Source organism: Aestuariimicrobium sp. G57, assembly GCF_050110855.1.
Lineage (GTDB): Bacteria > Actinomycetota > Actinomycetes > Propionibacteriales > Propionibacteriaceae > Aestuariimicrobium.
Genome location: NZ_JBNINW010000004.1, coordinates 176,946 through 188,507, shown reverse-complemented (window position 1 = coordinate 188,507; position 11,562 = coordinate 176,946). Strand labels below are relative to the sequence as shown.

The 11,562-nt window shown below is 66.9% G+C and carries 12 protein-coding genes; 7 read left to right on the top strand and 5 right to left on the bottom strand.

What is annotated here, in order from left to right; translation table 11 throughout:
- Positions 1-147 precede the first annotated feature (147 nt).
- The 6 genes from ACQCX5_RS10935 (at position 148) to pntB (ending at position 8,551) form a co-directional block, all read left to right on the top strand.
- Positions 148-1,713: an ABC transporter permease gene (locus ACQCX5_RS10935; RefSeq protein ID WP_434542061.1), complete on the top strand. Its 1,566-nt coding sequence runs from the start codon at positions 148-150 to the stop codon at positions 1,711-1,713.
- Positions 1,710-2,981 (top strand): ABC transporter permease, encoded by a 1,272-nt coding sequence (locus ACQCX5_RS10930; RefSeq protein WP_434542060.1) that lies wholly within the window; start codon positions 1,710-1,712, stop codon positions 2,979-2,981. The genes ACQCX5_RS10935 and ACQCX5_RS10930 overlap by 4 nt, the downstream gene beginning before the upstream one ends.
- Entirely contained in the window at positions 2,978-4,879 is a 1,902-nt protein-coding gene (locus ACQCX5_RS10925) for an ABC transporter ATP-binding protein (RefSeq protein WP_434542059.1), read from the top strand. Before ACQCX5_RS10930 ends, ACQCX5_RS10925 begins: the two co-directional genes overlap by 4 nt.
- Positions 4,880-5,313: 434 nt before the next feature.
- Positions 5,314-5,502 (top strand): hypothetical protein, encoded by a 189-nt coding sequence (locus ACQCX5_RS10920; RefSeq protein WP_434542058.1) that lies wholly within the window; start codon positions 5,314-5,316, stop codon positions 5,500-5,502.
- Between the two features lie 111 nt (positions 5,503-5,613).
- Complete coding sequence (locus ACQCX5_RS10915) at positions 5,614-7,164, top strand: Re/Si-specific NAD(P)(+) transhydrogenase subunit alpha (RefSeq protein WP_434542057.1); 1,551 nt, start codon at positions 5,614-5,616, stop codon at positions 7,162-7,164.
- Between the two features lies 1 nt (position 7,165).
- Positions 7,166-8,551, top strand: a complete 1,386-nt coding sequence (gene pntB, locus ACQCX5_RS10910) for a Re/Si-specific NAD(P)(+) transhydrogenase subunit beta (RefSeq protein ID WP_434542056.1) — start codon at positions 7,166-7,168, stop codon at positions 8,549-8,551.
- Between the two features lie 38 nt (positions 8,552-8,589).
- Here the strand turns inward: pntB and ACQCX5_RS10905 are convergent, their stop codons facing one another.
- Positions 8,590-9,081: a methyltransferase family protein gene (locus ACQCX5_RS10905; RefSeq protein WP_434542055.1), complete on the bottom strand. Its 492-nt coding sequence runs from the start codon at positions 9,079-9,081 to the stop codon at positions 8,590-8,592.
- Between the two features lie 95 nt (positions 9,082-9,176).
- Between ACQCX5_RS10905 and ACQCX5_RS10900 the strand changes: the two genes are divergently transcribed.
- The gene (locus ACQCX5_RS10900; protein ID WP_434542054.1) at positions 9,177-9,881 is read left to right on the top strand and encodes a lysoplasmalogenase family protein; all 705 of its coding nucleotides are present in this window, start codon (positions 9,177-9,179) and stop codon (positions 9,879-9,881) included.
- A gap of 27 nt (positions 9,882-9,908) precedes the next feature.
- Here the strand turns inward: ACQCX5_RS10900 and rplO are convergent, their stop codons facing one another.
- The 4 genes from rplO to rplR are packed head-to-tail and all read right to left on the bottom strand — an operon-like array spanning position 9,909 to position 11,562.
- The gene (rplO, locus tag ACQCX5_RS10895) at positions 9,909-10,367 is read right to left on the bottom strand and encodes a 50S ribosomal protein L15 (protein WP_434542053.1); all 459 of its coding nucleotides are present in this window, start codon (positions 10,365-10,367) and stop codon (positions 9,909-9,911) included.
- 1 nt (position 10,368) lies between these two features.
- Positions 10,369-10,551: a 50S ribosomal protein L30 gene (gene rpmD, locus ACQCX5_RS10890; protein WP_434542052.1), complete on the bottom strand. Its 183-nt coding sequence runs from the start codon at positions 10,549-10,551 to the stop codon at positions 10,369-10,371.
- On the bottom strand, positions 10,551-11,153 hold the full coding sequence (rpsE, locus tag ACQCX5_RS10885; RefSeq protein WP_434542051.1) for a 30S ribosomal protein S5: 603 nt from the start codon (positions 11,151-11,153) through the stop codon (positions 10,551-10,553). Before rpsE ends, rpmD begins: the two co-directional genes overlap by 1 nt.
- A gap of 25 nt (positions 11,154-11,178) precedes the next feature.
- Entirely contained in the window at positions 11,179-11,562 is a 384-nt protein-coding gene (rplR, locus tag ACQCX5_RS10880) for a 50S ribosomal protein L18 (RefSeq protein ID WP_434542050.1), read from the bottom strand.

Sequence of the window (11,562 nt, the reverse complement as noted above, 5' to 3'; positions counted from 1 at the left end):
GAATCTATCCGGTTTCGGACACCTGCCCGTCACCGTGCGTTCGATGAATGGTCATCGCGCGCCGCGGTCAGGATCCCTGACCGCCGCCCCATCCCGGGGTACCGTCCATCGCCCAACACCTGGGCATTGTCCACTGCGAAGGTGCGCATGATTCGCTTCCTGCTGCGACGCATCGTCACGGCGCTCGCGATCCTCCTTGTGATCTCGGTCGTCGCTTATGGCCTGCTGTCCCTCGCGCTTGATCCCCTGTCAGACCTGCGTGAGTCGACCGCGCTGAACAAGGAAGACCTGATCGCCCGGCGCATCGCCCTGCTGAAGCTGGACGAGCCCTGGTATGTGAGGTACTGGGACTGGCTGCAGTCCATCCTGCTGCACTGGGATTTCGGGCAGGCCTGGGCCACCGGCCAGCGGGTCAACGACATGCTGGGCCCGGCGATGCTCACCTCGGTACAGTTGGTCGCCGCCTCGACGTTCCTGGCCCTGCTCATCGGTGTGACCATTGGTGTGATCTCGGCGCTGCGCCAGTACACCACCTTTGACTACGCCATCACCCTGGTCTCGTTCGTGCTCTACGCCCTGCCCGTCTTCTGGGTCGCGGTGCTGCTGAAGGAGTACCTGGCCATCGGGTTGAACGACTACCTCGCCGACCCCCAGCCGAACTGGCCCTTGCTGGTCGCGGTCGGGCTGATCGCGGGTTTCTTCTGGGCGGGCGCGCTCGGCGGCACCATGAAGCGCAAACTGATCACGTTTGCCTCGGCCTTCGTGGTGACGTTCGGGTTGCTGACGCTGGCCATCGTCACTGACTGGATCAGCAACCCCAGCCTCGGCGTGGTCGGCGTGGCCATCATCGGCTTCGGCGCCGCGTATGCGATGACGCTGCTGTTCGCCGGCCTGAAGAACCGCCGGGCCCTGTACTCGGCGCTCACGACGGCCGCCATCGGTGTCGCGCTGTACTTCCCGCTGCAGCAGGTGTTCTTCCAGTTGGCCGACACCATGCAGTCGAAGCTGTTCCCCGGCCTGTCGGTCGGCACTGCACTGATTCTGGGCATGCTGCTGCTCACGATTGGTATCGGGTGCCTGGTGGGCTGGTTGTTCGGCGGCGACGACCGTGGGGTCTCGATGCGCGGCGCCGCGCTGACCGGTGTGCTGATGGCCGCCGGCATGTATCTCGACCAGATGCTGCAGTGGTGGTACTCCTACTTCAACAACGGCGCCATCCGGGGCCGCCCGATCGCCACCATCGGCTCGGTGACCCCCGGCTTCGACGAGAACTACTGGCTGGTCAACATCGACCGGTTCACCCACCTGCTACTGCCGACCCTGGCGCTGGTGCTGATCAGCTTCGCGAGCTATGTGCGCTACGAGCGCGGCGCGACCCTCGAGGTGCTCTCGCAGGACTACATCCGCACCGCCCGGTCAAAGGGTCTGTCGGAGCGGGTCGTCGTGGTGCGCCACGCCCTGCGCAACGCCCTGATGCCGCTGGCCTCGATCATCCCCGTCGACATCGTCAGCCTGCTCGGTGGTGCCGTCATCACCGAGACGATCTTCGGCTGGTCCGGCATGGGCAAGTTCTTCGTCGACCACCTCGAGACCAACCAGATTGATCCCGTCATGGTCTACATCCTCATCACAGGTGCGCTCGCCATGACCGCCAACCTGTTGGCCGACATCCTCTACGGCCTCCTCGATCCGCGAATTCGGGTGAACGCATGAGCAACAACTTCCACGGTCCCGACGACCTCGACCGCATGTCCGCCACCCGGGGGCAGCCCGGCGACTCCTCCCCCGCCGGTGAGACCTTCGTCCACGACGAAGGCCCGATCGTCGACGAGCACGAGTTCGCCTCGGCGCACGGGCGTGGTGAGGGCGTGGGCGAGGCCAAAGAGGTGCAGGGCCTGTCACAGGGCCAGATCGTGTGGCGGCGGTTCCGTCGTCACCTGGGCGCCATCTTCGGTGTCTGCACCCTGGCGATCATTTCGTTGGTGAGCCTGCTGACCATGGGTCTCGACCTGAAGCCGGGCGGCGGCAAGTTCAACGGCTTCTACCACCACCAGGACCCCAACGAGATCTTCAACGTGGTCAACGGTGGTACCCCGACCATGCAGTTCCCGAGCTGGCTCGGCGGCTCGGCCGGTTCCTGGTTCATCTTCGGTGAGTTCCCCTTCGGCCAGGACGAGATCGGCTACGACAATTTCGCCCAGGTGATGGCCGGCATCCAGACCTCGCTGATGGTCATGATCGTGATGGGCATCATCGTGCTGCTGGTCGGTGTCACCGTGGGCTCGCTCGCGGGCTACTACCGCGGCTGGGTCGACAACCTGCTGATGCGCCTGACCGACACCGTCATCACCCTGCCGGTGATCGTCATCGGCGCCGTGCTCGGCAAGCTGGTCTACACGCTGCCCGAGAAGCTGAACGCCGCGCCGTGGATCGAGCGGTTCATCCGTGACTGGATGCCGGTCGAGCTGGCCATCGCGTTGGGCCTGATCCTGTGGCCCACCATGGCCCGTCTGCTGCGTGCGGAGTTCCTGTCCCTGCGTGAGCGCGAGTTCGTCGACTCGGCCCGAGTGGCCGGTGCCAGCAACTTCCGCATTATCACCAAGCACATGCTGCCCAACGCGATGGGCATCATCATCGTCAACATCACGCTGCTGATGTCGACGGCCGTGGTGCTCGAGACTGCCCTGTCCTACCTCGGCTTCGGCATCCAGTCGCCCGCGATCTCGCTGGGCCGACTGATCTCGGCCAACCAGGGCGCATTCTCGACCCGTCCGTGGCTGTTCTGGTGGCCGGGCCTGTTCATCATCCTCATCGCGCTGAGCGTCAACTTCATCGGTGACGGCCTGCGCGACGCCTTCGACCCGCGCACCAAGCGGATCCCGTCGCAGGGCAAGATGGACCGCGCCTTCGCAGAACGTGAGAAGCGGGCCGCAGCTGCCAACACCACACCCGCTGTCGAGTCGACTGGAGCAGGCGCATGAGCGAGAACCCCCAGAACGAGAACACCGCCGGCGAGGGCATCCCCGGCGACCAGGTTGCCGCTGAGTGGGCCGAACCCGTCGAGACCCCCGCCGCCAGCCTGCCAACGCCGGACGAGGACACCCCGGCGAACTCGACCGAAGCCCTCAAGTCGTCCTCGATCGAGGTGCTGTCAGACAGCCACGTCGCCCGTGGTGAGACGATCCTCGAGGTCAAGGACCTCAGCGTGAACTTCTGGGTCAACAACGACTGGTTCACCGCCGCCGACAAGCTGAACTACACCGTCAAGGCCGGTGAGGTGCTGGCGATCGTCGGTGAGTCCGGTTCGGGCAAGACCCAGTCGTCGATGTCGCTGGTGGGCCTGCTGCCGCCCAACGGCCGCTCGTCCGGCTCGGCGAAGATGCGCGGTGTCGAACTCGTCGGGCTCACCGGCACCAAGCTGCGCGAGATCCGCGGCAAAGAGATCGCGGTCATCTTCCAGGAGCCGATGACGGCGCTGAACCCGCTGTACACGGTCGGGTTCCAGATCGTCGAGACGCTGCGCAACCATTTCGTGATGAGCCCCCATGCCGCCAGGGAGCGGGCGCTCGAGCTGATGCGGCTCGTCGAGATCCCCGAGCCCGAGGTGCGGTTCAATTCCTACCCGCACCAGCTCTCGGGTGGTCAGCGCCAGCGCATCATGATCGCCCAGGCGCTGTCGTGTGAACCGGCGCTGCTGATCGCGGACGAGCCCACCACCGCCCTCGACGTCACGGTGCAGGCCGAAATCCTGAAACTCATGAACGAACTGCGTCGCCGTGTCGATGCCGGCATCATCCTCATCACCCACGACATGGGCGTGGTGGCCGACATGGCCGACAAGATCATCGTGATGAAGGACGGTGTGGTCGTCGAGCACGGCTCGTCCAAGCAGATCTTCGGCAACCCGCAGCACCCCTACACCAAGCAACTGCTCGACGCCGTGCCCCACCTGGGCTCGACGACCGAGGGGCATGACCATGCGACAGTGACCACGCTGGTCGCCGACGAGGGCAAGTCGGTGCCGCTGACCGAGGGGCCGGCGGATGTGAAGCCGGCGCTGCTGTTCGAGCATGCGGCCATCGAGTACCCGAAGCAGGGTCGCCGGCCGGCCTTCCGCGCCGCCAAGGACATCAACCTGCGCATCGACCCGGGCGAGGTCGTCGGCCTGGTCGGTGAGTCGGGTTCGGGCAAGACCACCATTGGACGCGCCGCGGTGGCGTTGCTGCCGGTGGTCGAGGGCAAGTTGGCCATCAATGGTCGCGACATCACCAATGCCCGCCAGAAAGACCTGTTCCCCTTCCGCAAAGAGGTGGGCATTGTCTTCCAGGACCCGGGCTCGTCACTGAACCCGCGCCTGCCGGTGGGTGAGTCGATCGGTGAGCCGCTGTTCCTGCACGAGAAGCTCAAGGGCAAGGCCCTCTCGGACCGGGTGGAGCGGCTGCTCGACAGCGTCGAACTGCCCCGCGCCATGCGCAACCGCTACCCGCACGAGCTTTCGGGCGGCCAGCGCCAGCGCATCGGCATCGCCCGTGCCCTGGCCCTGCAGCCCAGGCTGCTGATCGCGGACGAGCCGACCTCGGCCCTCGACGTGTCGGTGCAGGCGAACGTGCTGAAACTGTTCCAGAACCTGCAGCAGGAATACGGCTTCGCCTGCCTGTTCATCAGCCACGACCTGGCGGTGGTCGAGATGCTCAGCACCCGCATCGCCGTCATGCGCCACGGTCACATCGTCGAGGTGGGCCCCACCGCTGAGATCGTGAACAACCCGCAGCATGAGTACACCAAGCGCCTGATCGCCGCGGTGCCGGTGCCGGACCCCGAGGAGCAGAAGCGCCGCCGCGAGCTGCGCGACCAGATGCTGGCGAACGTGGTCAGCTGAGCGGATTTGTTTCGACCGCGCACGCCGGCCCCGGGGGTTGATCCCCCGGGGCCGGTGTTGCGGTGGCGCGGGTGTTGGTGGTGTTGGGGACGAGTCATGGGCGCGGCCGTTCACCAGCCCTGGGCTTGTCCCAAACTTGCAGAACTGGCACCCACGCCACATATGCAGCCGGGACCGACTGAATCACCTGCAGAACTGACACCTGCGCCGCGTGTGCAGCTGGGATCGGCCGAATCGCATGCAGAACTGGCACCCGTGCCACTTGCGCAGGTCTGGGCGGTGGACATGTCATGGGCGCGGCCGTTCACCAGCCCTGGGCTCGTCCAAGAACTTGCCGAACTGGCACCCTTGCCGCGTGTGCAGCTGGGACCGACTGAATCGCATGCAGAACTGGCACCAGCGCCACTCGTGCAGGTCTGGGCGGAGGACATGTCATGGGCGCGGCCCTGCACCAGCCCGGGCTCGTCCAAGAACCTGCACAACTGGCACCCACGCCGCATGTGCAGCCCGAATCGGCCGAATCACCTGCAGAACTGGCACCCACGCCGCTTGCGCACGTCGAGGGTGGACGAGCATCAGCGCGCACGGACCTGGCCGACGCCCAGAGCACCCGCCCGAACTGATTGAACCGACGCGCATTTGCCGGGGTCGCTGAAACCGCCGACACCTCCATGGCTAGTGTCACAACAGGTGGCTCCCGCACAGGCGCCACCCCGCCCACCAGGAGGACCCACGTGCTGATCGGCGTACCGCTCGAGTCGCGGCCCAGCCAGACCCGTGTTGCTGCGACCCCCACCACCACCGCCCAATTGCTGCGCCTCGGCTACGACGTGGTCGTGCAGTCAGGTGCCGGGGCGCGCTCGTACTTTCCGGACGAGGCCTATGTCGAGGCCGGGGCCACCATCGGCACCGCCGAACAGGCGTGGGGCGCTGATGTGGTCTTCACCTGTGACCCGCCGAGTCCGCACGAGCTGGTCGCGGTGAGGCCGGGAGCGCTGCTCGTCTCGATGCTCGACCCTGGCAACCACCCCGCGATGGTCGAGTCGCTGGCAGAGCGCGGCATCACCGGCATGAGCCTGGACGCCGTGCCGCGCATTTCACGAGCCCAGGCGCTCGACGTGCTCAGCTCGATGGCGAACATTGCGGGCTACCGGGCTGTGGTCGAGGCCGCGGACGAGTTCGGTGGTGTCTTCAACGGCCAGGTGACCGCCGCGGGCAAGATGCCGCCCGCCAAGGTGTTCGTGGCCGGCGCCGGTGTGGCTGGTCTGGCCGCGATCGGCACCGCCGGGGCCCTGGGTGCCCAGGTGCGGGCCTTCGATGTGCGTCCCGAGGTGGCCGAGCAGATCGAGTCCATGGGTGCGACCTATGTCGAGGTGGGTGCTGCCGATGCACAGGCCTCGTCCGACGGCTACGCCAAAGAGATGTCGGCCGACCAGGCCGCGCTTGCCGCGAAGATGTATGCCGCCGAGTCGGCCGACGCCGACATCGTGATCACCACCGCCCAGATTCGTGGGCGGTCGGCCCCGGTGCTGCTGACCGAGCCGATGATCGCGAACATGAAGCCGGGCAGCGTCATCATCGACATGGCCGCCTCGACCGGCGGCAACACCGAGCTGACCAGGCCCGACGAGCGGGTGGTCACCGACAACGGCGTCACCATCGTCGGCTGGACCGACCTCGCCGGCCGGCTGCCGCGGCAGGCCTCGCAGCTGTTCGGTACCAACCTGGTCAACCTGATGAAGCTCATCACGCCGGCCAAGGACGGCACACCGACGCTCGACATGGGCGACGAGGTGGTGCGCTCGATGACGGTCGCCCACGAAGGGCAGATCCTGTGGCCCCCGCCACCGGTGAAGGTTTCTGCGGCGCCCACCCACACCCCCGCAGAGATCGCGCCGGCGCCGTCCAAGCATGTCGACGAGGTCGCCCTGCGCCAGACCAGGCAGAAGCGCGCGCTCTACGGCACCGCCCTCGGCCTGGTGGCGTTCGGCGTACTCGGCTCGCTGATGCCGACCACCCTGCTCGCGCACTGGATGGTGCTGATGCTGGCGATCGTCGTCGGCTTCTACGTCATCAGCAATGTCAGCCACGCCCTGCACACCCCGCTCATGGCCGAGACGAATGCCATCAGCGGCATCATCATGGTCGGCGCGCTGTTGCAGGTCGGGTCGTCCAATCCCTGGGTGAGCGGGCTGGCCGTGGTGGCCATCCTGGTCGCCTCCATCAACGTTGCCGGTGGCTTCATCGTCACCCGCAAGATGCTCGCCATGTTCCGGAAGGGCTGACGTGACCGCCGAATCCGTGATCCAGACCGCCTACATTATCGCGGCTCTGCTGTTCATCCTCGCCCTGGCCGGGCTGTCCCGGCACGAATCGGCCAGGGCCGGCAACCTCGCCGGCATAGTCGGCATGACCATCGCCGGCACCGCCACCTTCGGCTATGCGCTGCTGAACTCCGAGCGCAGCCCCGGGCTCACCGCCGTGCTGCTGCTGGCCCCGCTGCTGGTGGGCTCGGCGATCGGCTTGTGGCTGGCGCTCAAGGTCGAGATGACCGGCATGCCCCAGCTGATCGCCATGCTGCACAGCTTCGTCGGCCTGGCTGCCGTCGCCGTGGGTTTCGCGTCCTACCTGGACACCGAGCACAACTCGCTGGCCCACCTGATCGAGGTGGCGGTGGGCGTGCTGATCGGCGCCTACACCTTCACCGGGTCGGTGGTCGCGTTCGGCAAGCTCAGTGGACGCATGAAGTCCAAGCCGCTGATGCTGCCCAACCGCAACCTGCTCAACCTGGTGATGCTGCTGGCCGCCGTGGCGGCGACCGTGTGGTTCGCGGTGGCGCCGTCCGTGTGGCCGCTGCTGGTGGTCACCGTGCTGGGACTGGCGCTCGGCTGGCACATGGTGGCCAGCATCGGTGGCGGCGACATGCCCGTGGTCGTCTCGATGCTGAACTCCTATTCCGGCTGGGCCGCGGCTGCCGCCGGCTTCATGCTCGGTAATGACCTGCTCATCGTCACGGGTGCGCTGGTCGGTTCATCGGGTGCGATCCTGAGCTACATCATGTGCAAGGCCATGAACCGCTCGTTCGTCTCGGTGATCCTCGGCGGCTTCGGCGAGGGTGCCACCGGCGAGGGCGTGGCCCGTGACTACGGTGAACACCAGGAAACCTCGGTCGACGAGGTGGCCTCGATGCTCACCTCGGCGAAGTCGGTTGTCATCACCCCCGGCTACGGCATGGCCGTCGCCCAGGCCCAGTACCCCGTCGCCGACCTGACCCGCCGCCTGCGTGACCGGGGTGTCAACGTGCGGTTCGGCATCCACCCCGTCGCCGGACGACTGCCCGGGCACATGAACGTGCTGCTCGCCGAGGCCAAGGTGCCCTATGACATCGTGCTCGAGATGGACGAGGTCAACCCTGACCTCTCCGAGACCGACGTGGTGCTGGTGATCGGCGCCAACGACACCGTCAACCCGGCCGCGCTGGAAGAGCCGGACTCCCCCATCGCGGGCATGCCGGTGATCGAGGTGTGGCACGCCGGCACCGTCGTGGTGTTCAAGCGGTCGATGAACCCTGGTTATGCCGGCGTGCAGAATCCGCTGTTCTTCCGCGACAACACGGTCATGCTGTTCGGTGACGCCAAGCAGCGGGTGCAGGAGATCATCGCCGCGCTGTGAGTCCCGCGCTGTGAGGCCGGGCTGCACACGCCGGCCGATCAAACCCAGCGGCGCACGTCGCGGGTGTACTGCTCGTAGTCATCCCCGAACAGGAACTGCATCGCCCGTTCCTCGGGGATGATCTGCAACCGGGTGAGCACCGCGACGAACAGCGCCACGGGCACGATCGCCCACACAGAACGCTTCCAGATCGCCCCGCCCGCCAGCGCAATGGCCATCGACAAATAGATCGGGTTGCGGGTGAGCGAGTAGGGGCCGTCGGTGACCAACGTGGTGGCGTCGGTGGGCTCCATCGGGTCGACGGTGGTGTGGTTCTCGCCCAGCTTGCGCACCGCCGACATCACCAGCACCAGCGCCCCGCCGACAACGCCTGTAGCCGCCAACCGGCTGATGCCCCGACCGCGCGCGCCCTTCTTCTTCGGGCGCGGCAACAGCTGCTGCACCGCGAAGGCCAGGAAGAACAGGATGACGGGTGGGATGCGGTTTTCGAGCTGCGCTGCAGGGCTCTGATCAGGGTTGGGCGTGGCCATGGGCCACACCTTAGGGGCAATCACCCGACGGCCCGCAAGTAGCCACGGGGACATCTGGATGACGTTTTGCTGAATCGTGATGATAGAACCGTGGCATGCAGCCCCAGACGCGTTCCCCCGGACGACCCCAGCTGGCGTCATGGTCGCTGCTGGGGGCGGCCATCGGGTTGATGGTGAACCAACTGGGGCTCTGGCTCGCCCTGGATCCGATCGCCACCACCGGCCAACTGGCGATGTCAGCGTTGGCCACCCTGACCGTCTTCTGGGGCACGACCGGCGTCACCCGGGTGCTCGGCACGCTCGGCATGCTCGGCTGCTTCGCGGGCGACCTGGCCCCACGGTTCCTCGACCAGGCAGACCTGGCCATGATCGGTGCCTTCGCGGTCGGGCAGGTTTTTTTGGTCGCCGCATTCTGGCGGTTCGTGGACTGGTTCGCGCCGCGCACGCTGGTGGTCGGCACGCTCGTCGTGGCGCATGCCGTCGGCCTGATGCTGTTCCTGTCGCTGTCCCCCGAGGTGCCCAAGGGGCTGCTGTCCGCCATGGCCGGCTACGCCGTACTGCTGGTGCTGATGGCGATCACGGCGTCCACGAACCGGATCGGCACGATCGGTGGGCTGGCATTCGTCGCCAGCGACACGACGCTGGCGCTGCGCATGCTGGGCGTCGCGCCCGGCTCAGTGGCCCTGTCGAGCGCGCTGATGGCCCTGTACGGCGTTGCGCTGCTGTGCCTGGCCCTGGCACTCGTGCTGGTCTCGCAGCGCGCACCACGACGACAGCGGCCCGCCACCCACAAGGGGTGACGGGCCGCTGCGATCAGCTGGGTCAGCTCACTCGGCTGCCTCGACGACGGGCGCATTCGCCTTGCCGCCGGCCTGCTCGAGCTTCTGCACTGCCGAGGCCGAGAAGGCATCGGCGGTCACGGTCAGCGCGACCGACAGGTCGCCGCTGCCGAGCACCTTGACCAGGTGGCCCTTGCGCACAGCACCGGCCTCGACCATGTCGGCCACGGTCACGTCGCCACCCTGGGGGAACAGCTCGCCCAGCTTGCCGACATTCACGGTCTGGTACTGAACCCGGAACGGGTTCTTGAAGCCGCGAAGCTTCGGCAGACGCATGTGCAGCGGCATCTGGCCACCCTCGAACGACTCGGGGGTGTTCTTGCGTGCGCCAGTGCCCTTGGTACCGCGACCAGCGGTCTTGCCCTTCGAGGCCTCACCGCGACCCACACGGGTCTTCTTGGTTTTCGCACCCGGAGCGGGCGCCAGGTCATGAATCTTCAGCGCCATCTCATTCCACCTCTTCCACAGAGACGAGGTGGCGAACGGTCTGGACCATGCCACGAATCTCGGGGCGGTCCTCCTTCACCACGACGTCACCGATGCGCTTGAGACCGAGCGAACGCAGGGTCTCTTTCTGGTTCTGCTTGAAGCCGACGCCCGACTTCAACTGGGTCACTTTCAGGCGTGCCATCAGTGAGCCACCTCCTCGCGTGCCGAACGCAGCAGACCGGCCGGGGCGACGTCTTCGACGCGCTTGCCGCGGCGACGGGCCACGTCTTCGGGCTGCTCGAGGCCCTTGAGCGCCGCAACGGTGGCGTGCACCACGTTGATGGCGTTGGGCGAACCGAGCGACTTGGACAGGATGTCGTGGATGCCGGCGCATTCAAGCACCGCGCGCACTGCACCACCGGCGATCACACCGGTACCCGGGCTGGCCGGACGCAGCAGCACCACGCCTGCGGCCTTCTCACCCTGGACGGGGTGCGGGATGGTGCGCTGCACCAGGGGGACCCGGAAGAAGTGCTTCTTGGCCTCTTCCACACCCTTGGCGATCGCGGCCGGCACCTCCTTGGCCTTTCCGTAGCCGACACCGACGGTGCCTTCGCCGTCGCCCACGACCACGAGGGCCGTGAAGCTGAACCGGCGACCACCCTGCACGACCTTCGCCACACGGTTGATGGCGACGACGCGCTCGAGGTACTGGCTCTTCTCTTCCTTCTGCGCCTGGCCACGACGGTCATCACGGCCGCGACGCTCGCCCTGACCGCCACCGCGGCGCTGGGTTTCACTCATCGCTACTTACCTTTCGTCGTGTTGCTCAGAAGTCCAGACCAGCCTCGCGGGCAGCATCTGCCAGCGACGCGATCCGTCCGTGGTACTTGTTGCCAGCACGGTCGAAGACGACCTGGCTGATACCGGCGGCCTTGGCCCGGTCGGCGACCAGCTTGCCCACCACCGCAGCCTTGTCGGACTTGTCGCCCGAAGCGTTGCGCAGGTCGGCCTCCATCGTCGAGGCGCTGGCCAGGGTCTTGCCGGCCACATCGTCGATGACCTGCACGAACAGGTGACGTGCAGAGCGGGTGACGACCATGCGGGGGCGCTCCGCCGAACCGGCGATGCGCTTGCGGGCGCGAACCTGACGGCGGGTGCGTGACGCAGCCTTGGCGGCGAGGCCCTTCTTGTGTCCCAGAGAAATGGCCAT